Source organism: Bacillus sp. 7705b (genome assembly GCF_002289525.1).
Taxonomy (GTDB): domain Bacteria; phylum Bacillota; class Bacilli; order Bacillales; family Bacillaceae; genus Bacillus; species Bacillus halotolerans.
Genome location: NZ_NSDH01000015.1, coordinates 161,087 through 183,667 on the forward strand (window position 1 = coordinate 161,087; position 22,581 = coordinate 183,667).

A 22,581-nucleotide genomic window follows, 5' to 3' on the forward strand; every position below is an offset into this window, starting at 1 on the left:
GATAAGGGAATTATATAATCAGATGTATAAATAAAGGAGCAGTTTTGTATGAGCCACCGGAAAGCTTTACTTATTCATAACGGAAACGCCGGCAACAAAAATATAGAAAAAGCATTAGGAGCTGTTGTGCCGGTTTTATCACAATCGTTAGATGAGGTGATCATTAAACAGACAAAGAAAAAAGACGATGCCTATCATTTTTGCCGTTCAATAGATGATTCTATCGAGACTGTCTTTATTCTCGGCGGCGACGGTACAGTCCATCAATGCATCAATGGCATCAGTACTTTAGAAAGAAGGCCAGCTGTCGGTATTTTGCCCGGCGGAACGTGCAATGACTTTTCAAGAGTGCTGGGCATTCCTCAACATCTTGCAAAGGCAGCCGAAGCACTCGTGTCAGGAAAAAAAACCAAGGTTGATGTATGCCAGATGAACGATCGTTATTTTTTGAATTTCTGGGGGATCGGCCTGATCGCAGAAACATCGAATCAAATCAACGAAACGGAAAAAGCGCTATTAGGAAAAATCAGCTATTTTAGAAGCGCGTTACGGACCGTCTCATCTGCTGAATCCTTTCATATTTCATTGACAATCGATGGGCAAGAGATAAAAGATGAAGCCGTTATGCTGCTTGTCATGAACGGACAGTACATCGGAACGAATCGAATTCCCCTGCCGGATGCCAGTATATGTGACGGATTACTTGATATCCTCATTTGCCGCAGCACCAATCTCTCCGCTTTGCGCGAGCTGATGAATATGGAACAGGGCACAATAGAGCGGTTCACCGGTGAGCTGTCCTATGTTCAGGCCTCTCGCGTCGAAATTGAAACGGATACCGTCAAAAAGGCTGATACAGATGGAGAAGTGTACACACATACACCCGCTGTGATTCAAGTCCTTCCGCAGCACATTGACATGCTTATTCCCCGCAATGAATAACTGTCCGCTGGTAAAGGACGTTTATAAAGAGCGAACAGCTTCATAGAAAGAAATCCGTTGACTCTCCCCTAAGAGGAGGTCTTACAGTATAAGGGATACACTTTCGTAAAAAGGGGAAGTCACATGAAGAAACAGAACATCACATTAGCTATATTATTAACCAATTTATTCATTGCCTTTTTAGGGATCGGGCTTGTGATTCCGGTAACGCCCGCGATTATGAATGAATTGCATTTATCCGGTACCGCGGTCGGCTATATGGTTGCATGCTTCGCTGTTACGCAGCTTATTGTGTCACCAATCGCCGGACGCTGGGTTGACCGCTTCGGACGCAAAATTATGATCGTGATTGGCCTGTTGTTTTTTAGTGTTTCAGAGTTTTTATTCGGCATCGGAAAAACAGTTGACATTTTATTTATATCCCGTATGCTTGGCGGTATCAGTGCTGCTTTCATTATGCCCGGGGTCACGGCTTTTATCGCCGATATCACTACTGTTAAAACACGGCCGAAAGCGCTCGGCTATATGTCAGCCGCTATTTCAACAGGTTTTATTATCGGTCCCGGCATTGGCGGATTTTTAGCGGAAATCCATTCCCGTCTGCCTTTCTTCTTTGCGGCAGCCTTTGCGTTAATAGCAGCCATTTTATCGATGCTAACGCTTCGGGAACCGGAGCGAAATCCTGAGAATGAGAAAATAGAGGGCCAAAAGACAGGATTCAAGCGGATTTTTGCACCTATGTATTTCATTGCTTTTCTCATCATTTTAATATCGTCTTTTGGATTAGCATCGTTTGAATCTTTATTTGCGTTATTCGTTGATCATAAATTCGGATTTACGGCCAGTGACATTGCCATTTTGATAACTGGGGGAGCAATTGTCGGAGCCATCACGCAAGTCGTCTTATTCGACCGCTTCACAAGGTGGTTTGGGGAAATCCGTTTAATCCGCTACAGCTTACTTCTCTCAACTAGTCTTGTGTTTTTGCTGACCATCGTAAATTCATATGCTGCGATTTTATTAGTTACCTTCACCGTATTTGTCGGATTCGATCTTATGCGGCCGGCCGTAACAACCTATCTGTCAAAAATTGCGGGAAATGAACAGGGGTTTGCCGGCGGGATGAATTCAATGTTTACGAGTATCGGCAATGTGTTCGGCCCTATTATCGGGGGAATGCTATTCGATATTGACTTAAACTATCCATTCTATTTTGCAACAGTAGCATTAGCCATAGGCATTGCGCTGACCATTGCCTGGAAAGCCCCTGCCCATATAAAAGCCAGCATGTAAAAAAAGCGTATTCTTTGTGTACTGCAAAGGATGCGCTTTTTCATTATACTGATCATAAGGGGGGATGGCATGAAGGACTCGTTTTACTCAATTGGAGAAGTTTCAAAACTGGCAAATGTGTCGATTAAAGCGCTTCGTTACTACGATAAGATTGATTTATTCAAACCCGCCTACGTCGACCCGGATACGAACTACCGCTATTATACTGACTCCCAGCTCTATCATCTTGATTTGATCAAATCATTAAAATATATTGGCACACCTTTAGAAGAGATGAAAAAGGCACAGGAATTAGAGATGGAGGAACTGTTTGCTTTTTATACAGAGCAGGAAAAGCAAATCAGGGAGAAATTAGATTTTTTATCAACATTGGAGCAGACCATTTCTCTGGTGAAAAAGCGAATGAAACGGCAGATGGAATATCCTGCGCTCGGTGAGGTGTTTGTTCTAGATGAGGAAGAAACACGGATTATACAGACAGAGGCAGAGGGAATCGGGCCTGAAAACGTGCTCAACGCCTCATACAGCAAACTAAAAACATTTATCGAATCAGCTGATGGTTTTTCGAACAATAGCTACGGTGCTACTTTCTCGTTTCAGTCGTACAACAACATTGATGAAATGACTTACCGTCATATTTTTACGCCTGTCTTAACGAATAAACAAATTTCTGCGATTACGCCGGATATGGAAATCACAACAATACCAAAAGGCAAATATGTTTGTATCGCTTATAATTTCTCGCCAGAGCATTATTTTCTCAACTTACAAAAGCTGATCAAGTATATCACGGACCGTCAATTAACGGTTATCAGTGATGTTTACGAGTTAATCATACCGATTCATTATTCTCCGAAAAAACAAGAAGAATATCGGGTTGAAATGAAAATCCGAATCGCAGAATAATGGTACATAGAAAAAGAGCATTTTTCGAAGTTATCGTTCAAAAAATGCTCTTTCTGTTTGTTTAGTAGACAGAGGTCTTCTCATCTATCGATTCTAAAATTTCTTTGACACGTGCCAGGAATCTTCCGCACACGAGGCCATCAAGCACTCTGTGATCTAAAGACAGGCACAGATTGACCATATCTCTGACCGCAATCATGCCATGATCCATGACAACCGGGCGTTTGACGATCGATTCCACTTGAAGAATCGCAGCCTGAGGATAATTGATGATTCCCATCGACTGAACAGATCCGAATGAACCTGTATTGTTGACGGTAAACGTTCCTCCCTGCATATCGTCTGCTGACAGTTTTCCGTCTCTTACCTTTTTGGCAAGGTCGGTAATTTCTCTCGCAATGCCTTTAATCGTTTTTTCATCAGCGTTTTTGATCACCGGAACAAATAAAGAATCTTCCGTGGCAACCGCGATTGAAATGTTGATATCTTTTTTCTGAATGATTTTGTCCCCCGCCCACATGCTGTTCATTTGCGGGAATTCCTTTAACGCCTGAGCGACCGCTTTTACGAAAAAGGCGAAAAAAGTTAAATTAAAGCCTTCTGTTTTCTTGAAGGAATCTTTTATACTGTTTCGGTATGCCACCATGTTTGTGACATCGACTTCCATCATCGTCCAAGCGTGAGGAATTTCTGTTTTGCTTCGTTTCATATTTGAAGCGATCGCTTTTCTAACAGCTGTGACAGGAATTTCTTTATCTCCGGCTGCTGCAGCAGGATGAGAAACGTTTTCTTTCGTCTCCTGTTTTTGCGCTGGTGCAGGAGCTGCTGCTTTTGGCTCTTCAGTCTGTTCTGAAACGCCGCCTGAATCAATGATACGCTGAATATCTTTTCTCGTGATCCTTCCGCCGGCGCCCGTTCCTTTCACTTGCTCAAGGTCAATGCCATGCTCTCCGGCCAAACGAAGTACGGCTGGAGAAAAACGTTTCTTATTGGCCTGACTGGCTGCTTCAGTGCGGCTTTCAGGAGCAGCTTGCCCGGCAGTTGGCGCTTCCGCCTGATCTTGTTTTTGTTCAGCCGGCTTTGCGCCTTCTGTTTCGATTTTGCAAATCACTTCTCCGACTTGCAGGGTCTGGCCTTCTTCTCCCACAAGCTCTGTTATTGTACCGGTATAAGAGGACGGAACCTCCGCGTTTACCTTATCTGTCATAACTTCCGCAATCGGATCGTATTTGTTCACCTTATCTCCAGGGGCGACAAGCCATTTACTGATCGTGCCCTCCGTTACGCTTTCGCCAAGCTGCGGCATCGTCATTTGTTCTATTGCCATGATCGTATCCTCCTTACGTCTTTAAAACTCCGCTAATTCTCTCATCGCCGCTTCTACTTTATCAGGGTTGAGCATAAAGTATTTTTCCATTGTCGGCGCATAAGGCATAGCCGGAATATCAGGACCTGCAAGCCGTTTGATCGGCGCGTCTAAGTCGAACAGACAATGCTCGGATATAATGGCAGCCACCTCACTCATGATACTGCCCTCTTTTGTATCTTCTGTGACCAAAAGGACCTTTCCGGTTTTGGATGCCGCTTCGATGATCGCTTCTTGATCAAGCGGGTATACCGTTCTTAAATCCACCACATGTACAGAAATGCCGTCTTTTTCGAGACGTTCTGCAGCCTGTAAAGCAAAGTGGACACAAAGCCCGTATGTGATCACCGTGATGTCATCGCCTTCCCTTTTTACATCAGCCTTGCCGATAGGAAGTACATAATCATCTGCCGGAACCTCTCCTTTGATCAGACGATACGCGCGCTTGTGCTCAAAAAACAGCACCGGGTCTTCATCACGAACTGCTGCTTTTAAGAGTCCTTTCGCGTCATATGGCGTTGAAGGCATCACAATTTTCAGTCCGGGCTGATTGGCGAAAATCGCTTCGACTGATTGAGAATGATAAAGCGCTCCGTGCACGCCGCCACCGTACGGCGCTCTGACAACGATCGGGCAGCTCCAGTCATTGTTGCTGCGGTAGCGGATTTTAGCAGCCTCAGAAATAATCTGGTTTACCGCCGGCATAATAAAATCAGCAAACTGCATTTCGGCAATCGGCCTCATGCCGTACATAGCCGCTCCGATACCGACTCCGGCGATCGCTGATTCAGCAAGCGGCGTATCCATGACACGCTCTTCTCCAAATTGTTCGTACAGACCGGCTGTGGCTTTAAATACCCCGCCTTTTTTTCCTACATCTTCCCCAAGAACGAAGACACGTGAATCTCGTTCCATTTCTTCTTTCATTGCCAAATTGATCGCATCAATATATGACATTACTGACATTTGTACTTCCTCCCTACTTCGCATACACATAATCGAGCGCTGACTCAGGAGCTGCATAAGGAGCGTTCTCCGCTTCATCTGTCGCCTCGTTTATGATTGCCATGATTTCGTCCAGCATGGTTTGTTCTATCTCTTCGGTCAGCAGGCCTATTTCCTTTAAGTAGGCTTGATAAGTAAATAGGGGATCACTTTTTTTCGCTTCCTCTACTTCTTCACGGCCTCTGTAGCTGCTGTCGTCGTCATCGCTGGAATGCGGTGTCAGGCGGTAAGAAATCGTCTCAATTAAGGTAGGGCCTTCTCCTCTTCGCGCCCGTTCACGCGCTTCTTTCACCGCTTGATAAACTTCGAGCGGATCGTTTCCATTCACCGTTACGCCAGGCATTCCATAGCCTACGGCACGATCTGAAATATTTTCACATGCTACTTGCTTATCGTAAGGGACCGAAATCGCGTATTTGTTGTTTTCACACATAAAAATAACCGGAAGCTTATGAACAGCGGCAAAGTTTGCCCCTTCATGGAAATCGCCTTGGTTTGAAGATCCTTCTCCAAATGTGACAAAAGCCGCAATGTCTTTTTTCTCCATGCGTCCAGCCAGCGCAATGCCGACCGCATGCGGCACTTGCGTTGTTACCGGAGACGACCCCGTCACGATCCGGTTTTCCTTTTGACCGAAATGCCCCGGCATTTGGCGGCCTCCTGAGTTTGGATCTGCTGCTTTGGCAAACCCGGACATCATTAAGTCCTTCGCAGTCATGCCAAACGCGAGCACGACACCCATGTCTCTATAGTAAGGCAGCACATAATCTGTTTCACGGTCAAGGGCGAAAGCTGCTCCTACTTGTGCTGCTTCCTGTCCTTGACAAGAGATAACAAACGGGATTTTACCAGAGCGGTTTAACAGCCACATTCTTTCATCGATTTTTCTAGCTAACAGCATCGTTCTATACATATCAACGGCTTCCTGATCAGTCAGCCCTAATGCTTGATGTCGGTTTGTACTCATTCGAGCGCCTCCTTTATGCTTTTAAAAATGAATGGCTTTGCCATCTGCAGCAAGCGCTGCTTCTCCAATCGCTTCAGACAGCGTCGGGTGCGGGTGGATCGTTTGTCCGACCTCCCATGGCGTCGCATCCAGCACTTTTGCAAGACCTGCCTCTGATATCATGTCAGTGACATGCGGGCCTATCATATGCACGCCGAGAATATCATCCGTTTCACGGTCCGCCACGATTTTTACAAATCCGTCGCTTTCTCCATATACAAGCGCTTTTCCAATTGCCATAAATGGGAACTTGCCGATCTTGACATTATGCCTATTCGCTTTTGCCTCATCTTCTGTTAAGCCGACACTGGCAGCTTCAGGGCTTGAGTAAATGCACTTCGGTACAAGTGTCGGATCAAGCGGATGCGGATTGAGACCCGCAAAATGCTCAACGGCAATGATTCCTTCATGCGATGCAACATGAGCTAACTGAAGGCCACCGATTACGTCTCCGATTGCATAAATATGAGATTCCTTCGTTTGGCAGCTTTCATTTACTGAAATGACGCCGTTTTCAGTGACGATATCGGTGTTTTCTATACCGATTCCTTCGATATTTGCCTGTCTGCCGATGGAAACGAGCATTTTTTCAGCAGAGTAGGTAACGGTTTCTCCGTCTTTTTCCGCTTGTATGCTGATTTCGCCTGACGATTTTTTCAACGTATCAGGCAGCACTTTAGCTCCTGTGACAAACTGAATTCCTTTTTTCTTAAGAAGGCTTTGCATTTCTTTTGAAATGTCCTGGTCTTCAGTCGGCAATATCCGGTCCGCATATTCGATAACCGTTACGTTTACGCCAAAGTCATGAAGCATGGATGCCCATTCGATTCCAATGACCCCTCCGCCGACGATGATCATTGATTTTGGAAGCTCCTCCATTTGGAGCGCTTCATCCGAGGTCAAAACAAACTCTCCGTCCGCTTCCAGACCCGGAAGCATTCTCGGCCTTGAACCTGTAGCTATAATGACCTGCTTCGGGATCAGCATGTCATTTTCTTCGCCATTTCCCCGTTCAACAGAAATCGTTCCCGGCAGCGGAGAGAAAATAGACGGTCCGAGGATGCGCCCATATCCGTCATACACGTCAATTTTTCCTTTTTTCATTAAATGATTGACGCCTGCTGCAAGCTTATCAACAACAGCCTGCTTACGGTGCTGTACCTTTTCAAAGTTGAGGGAAACGCCGGACGTTTCGACTCCGAATTGATCGGCTTCACGGGCTGTCCGGTACACTTCCGCGCTTCTAAGCAGCGCTTTACTCGGAATACAGCCTTTATGCAGGCATGTTCCGCCGAGCTTTTCTTTTTCTACAACGGCTGTTTTTAAGCCGCGCTGCGCCGCTCTGATCGCCGCGACATAACCGCCTGTACCGCCGCCCAGAATGACTACATCATACTCAGTTGCCATCTGACTCACTCCTGTCTGTCTATTCAATGCGATATTGTTTGGATTGCTCTTCGCCCTGCAATACCCTGAGCGCTCCTTGGGCCAGAGATTGCAGTTCGTTTTCTCCCGGATATACTAATACGTCCGAAATCCAATCTATGTATGATCTGATGCTGGAAACAAAGCTTTTGCCGTAAGCCAGACCTCCTGTCAGAACAATGGCCTCGACTTCGCCTTTTAAAACGGCGCTTGCTGCTCCGATTTCCTTCGCTACCTGATACGCCATGGCGTCAAAAATTAAGCGGGCTTTTTCATCGCCCTCCTGAATCATTTGTTCTACTTTCACAGCGTCATTTGTACCGAGATAACCGGAGAGCCCGCCGGTTCCCACCAGTTTTTTCATCATTTCTTCTTTTGTATATTCTCCTGAAAAGCATAAATCGACGAGATCCCCCGCAGGCACTGTTCCTGCGCGTTCAGGACTGAACGGTCCCTCTCCGTGAAGGCCGTTGTTGACGTCCACCACCCGGCCTCGGTCATGTACACCTATTGTAATGCCGCCGCCCAAATGAGTAATGATCATTTTCATATTCTCATATCGTTTGCCAAGAGAGGCTGCCGCCTTACGGGCGACAGCTTTTTGGTTTAAAGCATGAAAAATGCTTTTCCGTTCAATTTCCGGCATGCCTGATATTTTAGCGAGCTCTGACATTTCGTCAACTACAACAGGGTCTACAATATAAGATGGAATGTTGAGGCCGTCAGCAATTTCTCTTGCGATAATGCCTCCTAAATTGGAGGCATGCTGTCCTGCATAACCGCTTTTCAAGTCCTCAATCATGTCGTCATTCACTTCATATGTCCCGCCTTCTATCGGACGGAGAAGACCGCCTCTGGCACAGACAGCATCAAATTTTGAAATATTGATGCCCTGTTCATGAAGCGTTTCGAGGATATGCTTTTTTCGAAACTCATACTGGTCAATAATATGGTCGAACTGCTGCAGCTCTTCTATGTTGTGTCTCAGTGTTTTTTCAAAAATACTGCGTTCATTATGAAAAACACCGATTTTCGTTGAAGTTGAGCCTGGATTAATGGTGAGAATGCGTTTTTCATCATGTAGCATTTCAAAACCTCCAGATCAATTTCTTAGCGTCTGCTTAATATATGGTGGCCGTTTTGCAAAAACTGGCTTCTTGAGCGGCGATTGCGTTCAATTCGTTCTTCAGCCAAGCGGTCAGCCGCTAAATACGTCGGAATGCCGTCACGCTGGGAAATGTCAAGGACACGTTCAATGTTAGCGTAAATGCCCTCAACCTTTTTCAGTGCACGTTCCGCATTATAGCCATAAAGCTCATCCGCAACGTTGATAACGCCGCCCGCGTTGATGACGTAGTCCGGTGCGTAAACAATGCCCATTTCGTGAATTTGATCGCCGTGGCGAGTTTCTTTCAGCTGATTGTTAGCCGCGCCTGCAATCACTTTAGCTTTCAGCTGCTTAATAGTATCGTCATTGATGGTTGCACCAAGAGCACACGGCGCATAAATATCGCAGTTCTGAGAATAAATATCTTCTGGATCAACCGCACGAGCGCCAAAATCTTGTACCGCACGTTCAACTGATTGCTTGTTGATATCCGTAACGATTAAGCTTGCTCCTTCTTCATGAAGGTGGCGGCATAGATTGTAAGCCACGTTGCCAACACCCTGTACAGCGATGGTTTTCCCTTCAAGAGAGTCCGTGCCGAATGCAGCTTTAGCGGCAGCCTTCATGCCTTTATACACCCCGTAAGCAGTAACAGGAGACGGATTTCCTGAAGAGCCGAATGCTGGGGAAATACCTGTGACAAAATCTGTTTCATCATGAATGATATCCATATCCTCAACCGTTGTGCCGACATCCTCAGCCGTAATATATCTGCCGTTAAGCCCTTGAATATAACGGCCGAACGCGCGGAACATTTCTTCATTTTTATCCTTGCGCGGATCGCCGATGATAACCGTTTTTCCGCCACCCAGGTTTAAGCCTGCCGCCGCGTTTTTATAGGTCATGCCTCTTGCAAGTCTCAGTGCGTCTTCAATCGCAGCTTCTTCATTTTCATACGTCCACATTCTCGTTCCGCCGAGCGCTGGTCCCAGTGTTGTATCATGAATTGCGATAATTGCCTTTAATCCTGATTGTTCGTCTTGGCAGAAAACCAATTGCTCATAATCGTATTGCTCCATATATTTAAAAAGTTCCATATCAGTTCCTCCTAAAGTGTGTATTCTTCAGATGCGCATAATGCCAGCGCGATCGAATACAGTTTGTTTTCAGCGGAATCCGCTCTGCTCGTTAATGCAATCGGCGCTTTGGCCCCCGTAATGACAGCCGCCACGTGGGCTTTCGCAAAATAAATCAGTGATTTATATAAAATATTTCCCGCTTCAATCGAAGGGACAAGAAGGATATCGGCGCTGCCCGCTACGTCTCCCGAAATCTTTTTCTGAGCCGCGGCAATTTGCGATACTGCGTTATCCAAGGCAAGCGGTCCATCTACAATGCACCCTTTAATCTGCCCTCTTTTGCACATTTGGGCGAGAGCAGCTGCATTGACCGTCGCTTCCATCTTCGGATTTACCGTTTCTACCGCTGCAAGGGCAGCCGCTTTTGGCATATTGTTCCCTACTGCACGCGCGACATGAACAGCATTTTGAAGAATCTGCTGAAGCTCCTCCAGCGAAGGGGCAATATTCATAGCCGAATCTGTCACAAACATCAGTCTCTCAAAGTCAGGAATATCAAACACGGCCACATGAGAAAGGACACGGGATTTCCGCAGCCCTTCCTGTTTGTTTAATACCGCTTTAAGCAAAACAGAAGTCGGCACATTCCCTTTCATTAAGACGTCTGCTTTTTTTTGATGAACAGCGCGAACCGCTAGCTTCGCCGATTCCTCCGGCGTATTGGCATGAATGATTTCCACTTGATGCCCTTGCATGGAGGATGTCAGGTCGTTCAGTTTTTTGCTGTCGCCCACTAATAAAAAACGGACGGACAAATGCTCGGCTGCCAGTTTCACAGCCCGGATCACTTCCTCATCCTCAGCATGAGCAACCGCAATGGTCTTGTTTTTGTACATCGACGCTTTGCCGATCAAATCTTTCAGCTTCATCAGTTACCACCTTTCTTGTCTCGACTCCGCTTTTTATTATGCAAGTTCTATGCCAGCTCGGTGCGATGCTGTCATGATGGATGCGAAGAAAGATTCGTGCAGACGTTTGCGCTTATTCTGCAAATTATTGCATGCCTTCATTTGCAAGGCCGTATTTATCCATTTTGTAATATAAATTTCGAATGCTGACGCCGAGGGCTTTCGCTGTTTTCGTACGGTTAAAATGATGCTTTTCCAGCGTTTGCTGAATCAAGTGCGCTTCAAATTTTTCAACGGCCTTAGACAGCTTTTCGCCTTCGATGTCAGGAAAATCAAAACCGGCTCCCTGTTCTGCGCTGTTTTCTTTTTGTTCTATTTCAAATACAGGCAAATGCTCTTTTTCAATCCATTCCATGTGCGGCTTCAGAAAAATCATTGCTCGTCCAAGGACATTTTCCAGCTCGCGGACATTCCCCGGCCAATGGTAAGCCGACAATGCCCGCAAAGCCTGCTGGGTCAGTCCCTTTACATTCCGGCCGTAATCGCGGTTAATTTTTTGAATGAGCCTTTCACTGAGCGCTTCAATGTCTTCAATCCGCTGACGCAAAGGGGGGATAGAGATGGGATAGCGATTGATGCGGTAATACAGATCTTCACGGAACGTCCCATCCGCCATTGCTTTTTCGATATTTACATTTGTGGCTGCAATAATTCTCACATTAACAGGGATTGCCTTCGTGCCTCCCACTCTGACGATCTCTTTTTCTTGAAGGACGCGCAGCAGTTTCGCCTGCATATTTTGCGTCAGCTCGCCGATTTCGTCTAAGAAAATGCTGCCGTTATTGGCTTCTTCAAATAAGCCCTTCTTGCCGCCGCGCTTCGCTCCCGAAAACGCGCCTTCCTCGTAGCCAAACAGTTCTGATTCCAGAAGATTTTCTGAAAGAGCGGCGCAATTTACGCGGATGAATTTATTGTATTTCCTGTCGCTTTCGTTATGGATGGCATGGGCAAACAGCTCTTTGCCCGTGCCCGATTCTCCGCGCAGCAAAATCGTTGCCGGCGTTTTCGCTCCAAGCTTCGCCTGCTCAAGCGCAACCAGCATTTGCTCACTTTTGCCGATAATATCGTCAAAGGTATATTTCGCTTCGAGCGTGCGGATAATCTGCCTGGCCCTGTTAAGCTCCGCGGTCAGCATTTTAATTTCTGACACGTCATGGATCACGCCGACACTGCCTTTTAAAATGCCATCCACAATCACCGGCGCTACATTGACGATAACCTCTTTTTCATTCGGGCCGACCTTCATTCTGACGCCGCGCACTGGGCGTCTTGTCTCAAGCACCTTTAAATGCATGCTTTCCCCTTCAGAAATATCAGTGTTCGCCGGCTTGCCGATGACTTCTTTTTCAGAAAGCCCAGTCATTTTTGTGTATGCTTTATTGATCAACAGGCCAATGCCGTTTTCATCAACGACAGAAATCGCCTCGTCGGAGGATTGTATAATCGCCTCCAGCATCGTGCGCACCTGTTTTAAATTTGTCACTTCCTCCGCCAGCTCGACTGCATCTGTAATATCCTTAAATACACTGAGTGCTCCGAGCAGACGTCCGCCTTCATCAATGATCGGCAGCCTTGTTGTTACAATTTGCAAATTTTCACCCAAGAGCTGTTTTTGATTGTATTCAGGCTCTCTCGTTTTTAAAATCCGAGGCATCTTTGTGCTCGGGATGACTTCTTTGATCGGGCGTCCAATGACTTCCTCACGTTGTTTTCCCACCATATTTTCAGCCATATGATTAAACAGAATGATCTCTTCATTGATATCAATAAAAATCATTCCGTCGTGGGTGGAATTAAAGATTCGGTCATGTTTGTATGTTTGTTCTTTTAGCATTTGAATCAGCTGCTGTTTTTCTTCCATAAGCTGAAACACAATGTAAGCCATCTTTCCCGGCATAACAATGGTCTGCTCATGTTTTTCCTGAAGGAGTTCGTCAAGTACAGCTTGATCACCCGTTGTATGAATGACGATATCCGGCTTTTGTTGTATGTATGGTTTCCAATCAGATGAAACGGCAATTCCATAATGTTTTGCTTCTTTTAATCCCGGCGCTTCGGGGTTTTTGTCAACCACGGCAATAATGTCTATGATGGCTGTTTTAATGAGAATTTGTAATAACGCCGTTCCCCTTTTACCGGCACCTACGATCAGTACCTTCTGCATCCCGATACCCCTTTGTATGAAAAAATTTGCATACCTGTTTTTTCCGTTGCAATAATTTGCACAACCCTATGTTACCACGTTTTCTTCTCTTGACAAAATATTTTTTCCGCTGGACAATAAAGGAAATGAAAAATAAAGGGGTTTTCTGAACATGAGCCGACTTCTTGCGCTTTTGATTTTAGTGCTCCCCGGCGCCATTTCTGCTTTAGGCATTAAACTGATGAGAGATATGCTTTTCGGCCATACGGTAAAGCCATTTTCTTCTCTTTGGCTCCAAGGTTTATCAGGATTAATCTTTTTCGTTTTCGGCCTGTATGTGCTGGCCGGGTTCATCTTGTACAGAGACAGAAAACGCAATCAAGTCAGTCCGCGATTCAGAAAACAAAAGATGTAAAAAAGCCGGAGAATGCTCCGGCTTTTTTGTTCGCATTATTTATCAGGCAAGACGGTCTTGGCAATCGTTTTGTCCAGCGCTTCATAATCATAATAAGAAATCGTTTCATACAGCTCCTTACGCGTCTGCATATCATCAAGCCCTTCTTTTTGCGATCCGCGCTCCCTTATCAAGCTAAACATCCGTTCATAAGCCTTTGCCGCAGCTCTGAGCGAGGTGACCGGATAGATCACCATCTGAAACCCCATAGCAGCAAATTCATCTGCATGATAATAAGGCGTTTTCCCAAACTCAGTCATATTGGCAAGAAGCGGGACAGGGATCTGTTCAGCAAACTGGCGAAATTCGTTTTCCGTTTGAAGCGCTTCAGGGAAAATTGCGTCCGCTCCCGCCTCAATGTATGCCAAAGCCCGTTTTATTGCGGATTCAAGTCCTTCCTGCGCTCTTGCATCTGTACGGGCGACAATCACAAGTGATGGTGCCGCTTGTTTAATGGCTTTTATTTTTTGCGCCAATTCCTGAGCCGGGACAAGCTGTTTGCCATTCAAATGCCCGCATTTTTTCGGAAGCTGCTGGTCCTCTATTTGCACAGCTGCCACCCTTGCTTCCAGCATCTCGCGGGCGGTGCGGGCAGCGTTTAATACCCCGCCAAAGCCCGTATCGATATCAACGAGCAAAGGCAGGTCTGCTGCGCGGACAAGATCTTTTGCCCGTTCGGCCATTTCTGCCGACGTAACAATTCCGAGATCAGGCAGCCCCCTGCTGGCCGTATAAGCCGCACCCGATAAGTATAAGGCAGAAAAACCGGCCTCCTTCGCAAGCAAGGCGGCCATCCCGTCATGAACGCCGGGAATTTGCAATATTTCCGGCGCACACATCAGCTTGCGGAAGCGTTCAGCAAGCTCTTCTTGTGACGATTGCTTATTGACGATCCAAGACATGATACAAATCCTCCTTTTACATACAGAACATATCGACAAAATCGTTTACGCGCATCGTTTGTAATGTTTCAGAGCTGGTGCAGTGCTTGTAAATATATTTTTGCTGTTTCTCAGAAAAATGGGTTTTGAGATTCGCAGAAAACTTTTCTAACAATTTTGGCACAGCCTCGTCTCTTCGAAAACGATGCCCCAGCGGAAATTCACATTCAACCATCTCTGTACTCGTTCCGTCTTTAAAATGAATCTGAACGGCATTTGAAATGGAGCGTTTATCTGGTTTGAGATAATCTTCCGTATATGCTTTGTTTTCAGTCACTTCCATTTTTTCTCGAAGTTTATCTATTCTTGGATCACTTGCCGTATCAGCCTCATAATGCTGTGCAGTGATATCACCGAATATTAAACCAATCGCTGTGATGTATTGCAGACAATGATCGCGATCCGCGGGATTATGCAGCGGACCTTTTTTATCAATGATGCGAATAGCTGATTCATGCGTTTTGATAACAACACGGTCAATTTCATCGATACGGTCTTTGACATGCGGATGAAGAATGACGGCACACTCTGCCGCTGTCTGGGCGTGGAATTCCGCAGGATAAGAGACTTTGAACAACACATGTTCCATGACATAAGCGTCAAGCGGGCGGGCGATCTTGATCTCTTTCTTGTTGAATAATACGTCTTGAAAGCCCCAGCCCAGAGCTGTCAAAGCTGTCGGGTAACCCATTTCCCCTTTTAATGCCATCAGTGCGAGATGAACGCCCCTGCTGGTCGCATCTCCTGCGGCCCACGATTTGCGCGAGCCTGTATTAGGCGCATGCCGGTATGTCCTCAAGGCTGCATTGTCAATCCAAGCATTCGAAAGCGCATGATTGATTTCTTCCCTTCCGCCACCCAGCAGCTTTGCGGCTACAGCCGTCGTTGCCACCTTGACAAACAACACATGATCAAGCCCGACTCGGTTTAAGCTGTTTTCTAAAGCCAGCACACCTTGAATTTCGTGAGCCTTGATCATCGCTTCAAGGACGTCGCGAACCGTTAATGGCTCTTTTCCTTCAGACAGCCTCACTCTTGATACATAATCAGCCGCCGCAAGAATGCCCCCCAAGTTATCTGACGGATGCCCCCACTCCGCCGCAAGCCACGTATCGTTGTAATCAAGCCAGCGGATCATACACCCTATGTTAAATGCCGCCCGTACAGGATCAAGAACATATGACGTTCCCGGCACTCTGCTTCCGTTTGGCACAATGGTTCCGGGGACAATCGGGCCGAGCAGCTTGGTGCATTCGGGATAGCGGAGCGCTAAAATCCCGCAGCCGAGTGTATCCAGCAAAACGTGACCTGCCGTTGTAAACGCTTCTGAACTCGTAATCTCTTTCTCAAGCACATAGTCTGTTATTTCTTCAATGACATGATCCGTTTTCAGCATTCGACCCATTCCTTTCATGATTTGGATGTGTTCTCATATCGCGGGCCGGTATAGCGGACACGCGGGCGGAACAAGCGGTTATTGGTATGCTGTTCAATCACATGTGCGCATAAGCCTGCCGTTCTCGCACTGAAAAAGACAGGTGTATACAACGGAATTGGTATACCAAGCATCCAATACACCGGGGCGGCGTAATAATCCAAATTCGGATAAAGCCCTTTTTCCCGCTCCATCAGCTGCTCCCCTGCTTCACACATTTCGTATAAACGGTGATCTCCGGCTTGATTGCATAACTGCTGAAGCGCTTCTTTCATCATAAGCGCTCTAGGGTCCATTTTTTTCATGTACACCCGGTGGCCGAAGCCCATGATTTTTTCTTTTTTTCTCAGTTTTGATAACAGGATTTGTTCAAAATCAGCCTTTGTTTTTGCCTCCAAAAGCATATACATGACCGCTTCGTTTGCGCCTCCATGAAGATTCCCCTTCAAAGAAGCTACAGCTCCTGTCAATGCGCCATAAAGATCCGATTGTGTTGAAGCAATCACCCTGGCCGTAAAGGTTGAATTCGGCATCTCATGCTCACTGTACAGAATGAGTGAACGGTCAAAGATCCGCTCTTCCAATGCAGACGGTATTTTGCCTGTCATCATGTATAAGAAATTCGCGCTGTAGGAAAGGTGCTGAAGCGGGGGAATCGGTTTTCCTTTATTTATCTTTCTATAGCTGCTTGCTGTGAGCGCAGGCATTTTCCCTAAAAGCTGATAGGCGCGTTCCTTGTTTGCAGAAGGCGACCGATCGTCAATTTGGCGGTCGTAGCCGGCAAGAGCCGATACCCCGGTTCGCAGACAATCCATCGGATGAGTATGTTCAGGCAGCAGCTCAAGAAGACGGACAATGTCAGCCGTCAGGTTTGAAGCGCTGTTGACCTTCCTTTTGACCGTTTCCGTTTCATTTTCATCCGGCAGCCTCCCCTCCAGCAATAGATGTACCAGTTCTAGATAGCTTTTGGTTTTTGAAAGATCAATTAAATCATAGCCTCGAATCAATATCTGGCTGTACTGTGTGTCAAGATAAGAAATATCCGTTTCTGCCGCGACGACCCCGTCCAGACCTGGAGAAAAATGCTGTTTACCATCCATATTCTCAACCTCCGTTTTGCGTTATTATCTGTCAGATTGCGCCAAGCAGGTGCTTGGAAATAATGAGTCTTTGAATTTCATTTGTACCTTCATAAATTTGTGTTACCTTTGCATCCCTAAGCAGCCGTTCGACCGGATAATCCTTCATATAACCATATCCTCCATAAATCTGGACTGCCTCAAGGGCAGCCTTCACCGCTGAATCGGAAGCAAATTGTTTAGCCATGGACGCTTCCTTTCCGCAGGCCAGGCCGCGGTTATGGAGATCTGCCGCATGATAGACAAGGTGCCTTGCCGCCTCTGCTCTTGTCGCCATATCGGCGAGCTTAAACGATATGCCTTGATTGGCTGCAATAGGCCTGTTGAATTGGACACGCTGTTTCGCGTAAGCAACCGCATATTCTAGGGCAGCCTCTGCGATTCCCAGCGCTTGTGCTGCAATGCCGATGCGCCCCACATTCAGATTCGCCATCGCAATTTTAAATCCATCGCCCTCTTCGCCCAGCAAATTCTCTTCCGGCACTTCCGCATTTTCAAATATCAGCTCTGTTGTATTGGACCCGTGAAGCCCCAGCTTTCTTTCTTTTTTGCCGACTGTAAAACCCGGTGTGTTCTTTTCAACGATAAAAGCCGAAATCCCGCTCCTGTTTTGGCCCGGAGCAGTTAAAGCAAACGTAATATAGAGGTCAGCGGCACCGCCGTTTGTTATGAAAATTTTCGATCCGTTTAAAATATATTTGCCGTTCTTTTTGATTGCTGTGGTGCGAAGGCTCCCGGCATCCGATCCAGAGTAAGGCTCAGTCAGCGCAAATGCACCCAAGTAGTTGCCTGAGGCGAGTTTCGGTATATATTTCACTTTTTGCTCTTCGTTTCCGAAGTACAAAATCGGATTTGTGCCCACTGAGGAATGAACCGAAAGAATGACACCGACCGCCGCGCTGATTTTAGAAATCTCATGAATGGCCAAAATATAAGAAACAACGTCCGCTCCAGCGCCGCCATACTGTTCCGGCACTGGTATTCCCATCAAGCCGTGTTCACCCATTTTCTTCATTAGCTGAAATGGAAATTCATCTGTTTTCTCCATGACCTCCGCAGCAGGAGCAATTTCTTTTCGGGCAAAATCACGCACCATCTTTCGCATCATGACTTGCTCTTGGGTTAAATGCAACTCGGCCACCCCCGGATTGGAATTGACTTCAGGTATTCTTCTCCTCGCCGTAATGATAAAAGCCGCGTCCGCTCTTTTTGCCGAGCCACCCTGCTTTGACGTACTTACGAAGCAGCGGGCAAGGACGGTACTTGGAGTCTCCAAGCCCGGAGTGAAGGACTTCCATTATCGACAAACACGTGTCCAGCCCGATAAAATCAGCTAATTTAAGCGGACCCATCGGGTGATTCATGCCAAGTTTCATGACCTGGTCTATTGCGTTTGGCTCAGCTACCCCCTCATAAAGACAATAGATGGCTTCATTAATCATTGGGAGAAGCACACGGTTGGAGACAAATCCGGGAAAATCATTGACTTTGACCGGCGTTTTCCCCATTTTTTCCGCTAATGCAATAATGGCTGACGCAGTTTCATCTGATGTCGCCAGGCCGCGAATGACTTCAACCAGTTTCATCACAGGAACGGGGTTCATAAAATGCATGCCAATGACATGTTCAGGACGGTTTGTGACAGCTGCAATTTCTGTTATAGGCAAGGAGGATGTATTGCTGGCCAAAAGCGTATGAGCCGGGCAAATATGATCAAGGTTTTTGAACAATTTAGTTTTTGCCGTCATGCTTTCTGCAATTGCTTCAATCACAACATCCGCATGCTGCGCCTCCTCCAGCGCCGGGGAAAGCGAAATACGGCTGATAACAGCCTTCACTTCTGCTTCCGTCTTTCTTCCTTTTTCAGCATCGCGGGTCAAATGCTTTTTTATGTGCTGAAACCCCGTTTCCGCTGCCTCAGGATTTAAATCATACAGCCGCACATAAAAGCCGGCTTCAGCCGCTGTTTGGGCAATTCCGCTTCCCATCTGTCCGGCGCCGGCTACCATGATATGTTTGATTTCCATGCAAATCCCCTTCTCCGTCAATGTTTTAATGAACTTGAACCAACACAGCGTCTCCCTGAGCCGCCCCGCTGCAAATAGCAGCAATACCCAGTCCGCCTCCCCGGCGCTTTAATTCGTACACAAGTGTCATCAAAATTCTCGCACCGCTAGCGCCGATCGGATGGCCCAGCGCAATTGCTCCGCCATTTACGTTTACTTTTTCAAGATCAAACCCGACGATTTTTTCACATGTTAATACAACAGATGCAAATGCTTCATTGACTTCAAAAAGATCAATATCCTGTAATGTAAAACCGGTCTTTTTCAGCAGCTTGTTTATTGCATATCCCGGAGCAGCCGCAAGCTCATGCGCTTGCATTCCGGCTGTTGAAAAACCAAGAATGGTTGCAAGAGGACGCTTTCCAAGTTCAGCGGCTTTTTCCTCAGACATTAATACAAATGCTCCCGCTCCGTCGTTGACTCCCGGCGCATTGCCGGCTGTAATGGATCCGTCACTCGAGTATATCGGAGATAGTTTCGCAAGCTGATCGAGAGTGGTATCGCGGCGAATCGCTTCATCTTTGTCAACAATGTTTGTTTTTCCTTTCCGGTCAAACCAGCTGACAGGAACAATTTCTTCATCAAACTTTCCTTCATCAGCCGCCTCGGCCGACCGCTTATGACTTCGAAGGGCCCATTCATCCTGCTCTTTACGTGAAATTCCATATTCCTTGGCCGCCGTATTTCCGTGAACGGCCATGTGCACTTCATCAAAGGCGCACATTAATCCGTCATAAACCATTAAATCCCTTAGCTCACCGTTACCCATCCGCGCGCCCCAGCGGCCAGCGGGAACAGCATACGGAATATTGCTCATGCTCTCCATACCTCCGGCAACAAGAATGTCCGCATCATGCGCCCGAATCATTTGGTCACATAGAGTGACAGCGCGAAGGCCGGAGGCGCAAACTTTATTCAGCGTTTCCGATGGCACACTCCAAGGCAGTCCGGCTATACGGGCAGCTTGCCGGGAAGGTATCTGGCCCGCACCGGCTTGGACAACCATACCCATGACCGCGCCTTCCGCCTGATCTCCAGAGACTCCGGCACGCTTTAACGCCTCTTTCATAGCAGCGCCCCCGAGTTCAGCAGCTTTTACTTCTTTTAATGCCCCGCCAAATTTACCAAACGGGGTTCTCGCAGCACTTACAATAACTGTTTTCCTCATAGTGTCACCTCAAATCAGAAGATAGACAGCGCTTACATTTCTTGATGTCTTCTATGAATGTATGCTTTGAAACAGGTATGAATGAATGAAAAAAGAAGGCTGCTCCGGCAGCCTTCTTGAAAACTAATTTCTTCTATTCAATTTCTTAGCGATGGCAGCAGCTCGCTCAGGAAAATCTGTGAAAATGCCGTCTGCTCCCATTTTCATCAAATGCTCCATATCGTCTGGCCGATTGACTGTAAAAGGCCTTACCTTAATCGAACTGTTCCGCATTTGCTCCAGCATTTCATCCGTTACCGCCGGACTATGCAGCTTTGGGTGGTAGCCGGCTGCCGGAATAGACTTTACATATTGATCAGCCTGATAAAGCACATCTGAGGTTAGTACCGCCCGCTCAATATGGGGTGCCAGCCGGCCGCATAACGCTAAGCTTTCATGATTAAATGCGGACAGAATCGTTCTTTCTTCTATTTTAAATCGCTTTACTGCCTCAAGCACTTTTTCTTCCATTCCTTCATAGCGGATCACGCTGTTTTTCAATTCAATGTTAATCAGAAAATCCTTTTTTTCAGCCCACGAGAGCACGTCTTCAAGCAGCGGCACCCTTACATCGCCGACTGTTTGATGATGACCGGCAGCCGCATCCGCGGATTTCAAGACATCGTACACCGTGTCCTTTACGAAACCTTTTAAGGATGTCGTCCGGTCGAGCCTTTCATCATGAATAACGACAATACGTCCTTCTTTTGTCAGCTGAACATCAAGCTCTATTCCGTCTGCTCCGTCTTCAATCCCTTTTTCAAATGCAATCATTGTATTTTCGGGATAATGACCTGATGCCCCCCGATGGGCAAAAATCTTTGTCATTGTTTCACCTCAAGCCTAAAGTTGCCCGTTTTCTTCATTATACTGATTTTGGCCTTGTCACTCTAGAATTAAGGTTTCTTGTACTCAGACTATTGTGCGTAATAAGAATCGATCCCCGCGACAATCGCGTCTGCAGCTTTTTCCTGATATACTTCACTCCCAAGCTTGTCCGCATCAGAGCTGTTTGTAATAAATCCAAGCTCAGCCAGCACGCTCGGCATTTGTGAATATGTAATGACATAAAAATCTGATTCTTTCACACCCCTGTCTCTTGTTTGCAAGGATGATACCAGCTCTGACTGAATATCCGATGCCAGCCGCTGACTGTTTTCCGCTTCATAATCAGACTGAAAGTACGTTTCCGTGCCTGAAGCGGAGGAAACGCCCGAATTCACATGAATACTGACAAAAAGATCGGCATGGTTTGCACTTGCTTTTGCCACTCTTTCCTCCAAGGTCAGAAAATGATCATCTGTCCTTGTAGCGATAGGATTCGCTCCTTCCGCTTTCAGCTTGTCCACAACATGACGGGAGACAGCCAAATTAATATTTTTCTCTAAGAGCCCGTTTCCGACTGCCCCGCTGTCTTTGCCGCCATGGCCGGCATCAATATATACCGTCTTCCCTGCTACCGGCTCTGCCGCTTGCGCACAGGGTGCGAGCATAAAAGCCAATCCGCATATCGCTAAACTCCTCCATAACATTCTCAACGTTTCTCCCTCCGGTCTGTCATTACGAATTCTTTTGCTGAATATCTTCCAGCTGTAAGGTTCCGTTCTCTTTTTTTATATATTTCACCTGGACATTTGTGTGATCTGGCAGATCCTCACAATCATCGCGCTTGTCTCTTGGAACTTGTATCATGGTTTCTTCTCCGTTAAGGGAAACAGCGATTGTATGAGGATCGGCCGAGCCGATGTATTTGCCCTCTTCTGTAAACCTCGGGGCTGATTCATCCGCGCTTGCAATACTGCATCCGGAAAGCAGCAGTACAGTAAACAGAAATAGACCAGCTTGTTTCACATGATCACCTCTTCCTGATGTTTGGCTTTTATCTTTGACCAGAATGGCGGATTTGTAAAGCTTGCACAAAAGCCGGCACAACGTTTCCATGATTTTCAAAAGGGCTATCTGACCTGCTGATTTCCTGTTGTTAGAAAGAAAGCAAGCGGATCTGTCTATGAGGATGTCTCTAAAAGAGCAGCATTTTAGAAAAAATTAGCTGAAAGAAGCAACTTTATATTCATTTTTAAAAAAATTGATGAATACG

General features: G+C 46.5%; 21 protein-coding genes. 4 read left to right on the forward strand and 17 right to left on the reverse strand.

The genetic code is table 11. The annotated features are described in order from the left end of the window. Window positions 1–48 precede the first annotated feature (48 nt). The 3 genes from CJU60_RS06075 (at window position 49) to CJU60_RS06085 (ending at window position 3,141) form a co-directional block, all read left to right on the forward strand. Complete coding sequence (locus CJU60_RS06075) at window positions 49–942, forward strand: YegS/Rv2252/BmrU family lipid kinase (protein WP_095713242.1); 894 nt, start codon at window positions 49–51, stop codon at window positions 940–942. 123 nt (window positions 943–1,065) lie between these two features. Further along, a complete protein-coding gene (gene bmr / locus CJU60_RS06080; protein WP_095713243.1) occupies window positions 1,066–2,235 on the forward strand; it encodes a multidrug efflux MFS transporter Bmr in 1,170 nt (389 codons plus the stop codon). Between the two features lie 69 nt (window positions 2,236–2,304). Then, window positions 2,305–3,141 carry a MerR family transcriptional regulator gene (locus CJU60_RS06085; RefSeq protein WP_095713244.1) on the forward strand — a complete coding sequence of 279 codons (837 nt, stop codon included), beginning with the start codon at window positions 2,305–2,307 and terminating at the stop codon, window positions 3,139–3,141. 61 nt (window positions 3,142–3,202) lie between these two features. Here CJU60_RS06085 and CJU60_RS06090 read toward each other — a convergent pair whose 3' ends face one another. From CJU60_RS06090 to CJU60_RS06125, 8 genes are all read right to left on the reverse strand, one after another. Further along, window positions 3,203–4,468: a dihydrolipoamide acetyltransferase family protein gene (locus CJU60_RS06090; RefSeq protein ID WP_095713245.1), complete on the reverse strand. Its 1,266-nt coding sequence runs from the start codon at window positions 4,466–4,468 to the stop codon at window positions 3,203–3,205. Between the two features lie 21 nt (window positions 4,469–4,489). Next, window positions 4,490–5,473, reverse strand: coding sequence for a 3-methyl-2-oxobutanoate dehydrogenase subunit beta (bfmBAB, locus tag CJU60_RS06095; protein ID WP_024121983.1), 984 nt, complete (start codon window positions 5,471–5,473; stop codon window positions 4,490–4,492). Between the two features lie 13 nt (window positions 5,474–5,486). Then, complete coding sequence (gene bfmBAA, locus CJU60_RS06100) at window positions 5,487–6,479, reverse strand: 3-methyl-2-oxobutanoate dehydrogenase subunit alpha (RefSeq protein WP_024121984.1); 993 nt, start codon at window positions 6,477–6,479, stop codon at window positions 5,487–5,489. A 21-nt stretch (window positions 6,480–6,500) separates the two neighbouring features. Continuing rightward, complete coding sequence (lpdA, locus tag CJU60_RS06105; RefSeq protein ID WP_095713246.1) at window positions 6,501–7,925, reverse strand: dihydrolipoyl dehydrogenase; 1,425 nt, start codon at window positions 7,923–7,925, stop codon at window positions 6,501–6,503. 19 nt (window positions 7,926–7,944) lie between these two features. Continuing rightward, window positions 7,945–9,030, reverse strand: coding sequence for a butyrate kinase (buk, locus tag CJU60_RS06110; protein ID WP_095713247.1), 1,086 nt, complete (start codon window positions 9,028–9,030; stop codon window positions 7,945–7,947). Window positions 9,031–9,053: 23 nt separating this feature from the next. Next, the gene (bcd, locus tag CJU60_RS06115; RefSeq protein ID WP_024121987.1) at window positions 9,054–10,148 is read right to left on the reverse strand and encodes a branched-chain amino acid dehydrogenase; all 1,095 of its coding nucleotides are present in this window, start codon (window positions 10,146–10,148) and stop codon (window positions 9,054–9,056) included. An 11-nt stretch (window positions 10,149–10,159) separates the two neighbouring features. Then, window positions 10,160–11,059, reverse strand: a complete 900-nt coding sequence (gene yqiS, locus CJU60_RS06120) for a phosphate butyryltransferase (protein ID WP_059293634.1) — start codon at window positions 11,057–11,059, stop codon at window positions 10,160–10,162. A 124-nt stretch (window positions 11,060–11,183) separates the two neighbouring features. After that, window positions 11,184–13,262, reverse strand: coding sequence for a sigma-54 interaction domain-containing protein (locus CJU60_RS06125; RefSeq protein WP_095713248.1), 2,079 nt, complete (start codon window positions 13,260–13,262; stop codon window positions 11,184–11,186). 151 nt (window positions 13,263–13,413) lie between these two features. On the opposite strand from CJU60_RS06125, the gene CJU60_RS06130 reads away from it, so the two are divergent. Beyond that, a complete protein-coding gene (locus tag CJU60_RS06130) occupies window positions 13,414–13,656 on the forward strand; it encodes a DUF2627 domain-containing protein (protein ID WP_024121990.1) in 243 nt (80 codons plus the stop codon). Window positions 13,657–13,691: 35 nt separating this feature from the next. Here CJU60_RS06130 and prpB read toward each other — a convergent pair whose 3' ends face one another. The 9 genes from prpB to CJU60_RS06175 form a co-directional block, all read right to left on the reverse strand. Next, window positions 13,692–14,597, reverse strand: a complete 906-nt coding sequence (gene prpB / locus CJU60_RS06135) for a methylisocitrate lyase (RefSeq protein WP_095713249.1) — start codon at window positions 14,595–14,597, stop codon at window positions 13,692–13,694. A 16-nt stretch (window positions 14,598–14,613) separates the two neighbouring features. Continuing rightward, window positions 14,614–16,032, reverse strand: a complete 1,419-nt coding sequence (locus CJU60_RS06140) for a bifunctional 2-methylcitrate dehydratase/aconitate hydratase (RefSeq protein WP_095713250.1) — start codon at window positions 16,030–16,032, stop codon at window positions 14,614–14,616. A 14-nt stretch (window positions 16,033–16,046) separates the two neighbouring features. Further along, window positions 16,047–17,171 (reverse strand): citrate synthase, encoded by a 1,125-nt coding sequence (mmgD, locus tag CJU60_RS06145; RefSeq protein WP_095713251.1) that lies wholly within the window; start codon window positions 17,169–17,171, stop codon window positions 16,047–16,049. 31 nt (window positions 17,172–17,202) lie between these two features. After that, window positions 17,203–18,342: an acyl-CoA dehydrogenase gene (locus CJU60_RS06150; RefSeq protein WP_024121994.1), complete on the reverse strand. Its 1,140-nt coding sequence runs from the start codon at window positions 18,340–18,342 to the stop codon at window positions 17,203–17,205. A gap of 28 nt (window positions 18,343–18,370) precedes the next feature. After that, window positions 18,371–19,237 (reverse strand): 3-hydroxybutyryl-CoA dehydrogenase, encoded by an 867-nt coding sequence (locus tag CJU60_RS06155; protein ID WP_095713252.1) that lies wholly within the window; start codon window positions 19,235–19,237, stop codon window positions 18,371–18,373. A 25-nt stretch (window positions 19,238–19,262) separates the two neighbouring features. Continuing rightward, the gene (locus CJU60_RS06160; protein WP_095713253.1) at window positions 19,263–20,444 is read right to left on the reverse strand and encodes an acetyl-CoA C-acetyltransferase; all 1,182 of its coding nucleotides are present in this window, start codon (window positions 20,442–20,444) and stop codon (window positions 19,263–19,265) included. A gap of 123 nt (window positions 20,445–20,567) precedes the next feature. Then, window positions 20,568–21,311: a glycerophosphodiester phosphodiesterase gene (locus CJU60_RS06165; RefSeq protein WP_095713254.1), complete on the reverse strand. Its 744-nt coding sequence runs from the start codon at window positions 21,309–21,311 to the stop codon at window positions 20,568–20,570. Window positions 21,312–21,400: 89 nt separating this feature from the next. Further along, complete coding sequence (locus tag CJU60_RS06170) at window positions 21,401–22,021, reverse strand: N-acetylmuramoyl-L-alanine amidase family protein (RefSeq protein WP_095713255.1); 621 nt, start codon at window positions 22,019–22,021, stop codon at window positions 21,401–21,403. Between the two features lie 22 nt (window positions 22,022–22,043). Continuing rightward, a complete protein-coding gene (locus CJU60_RS06175) occupies window positions 22,044–22,334 on the reverse strand; it encodes a hypothetical protein (RefSeq protein WP_024121999.1) in 291 nt (96 codons plus the stop codon). Between the last annotated feature and the right edge of the window lie 247 nt (window positions 22,335–22,581).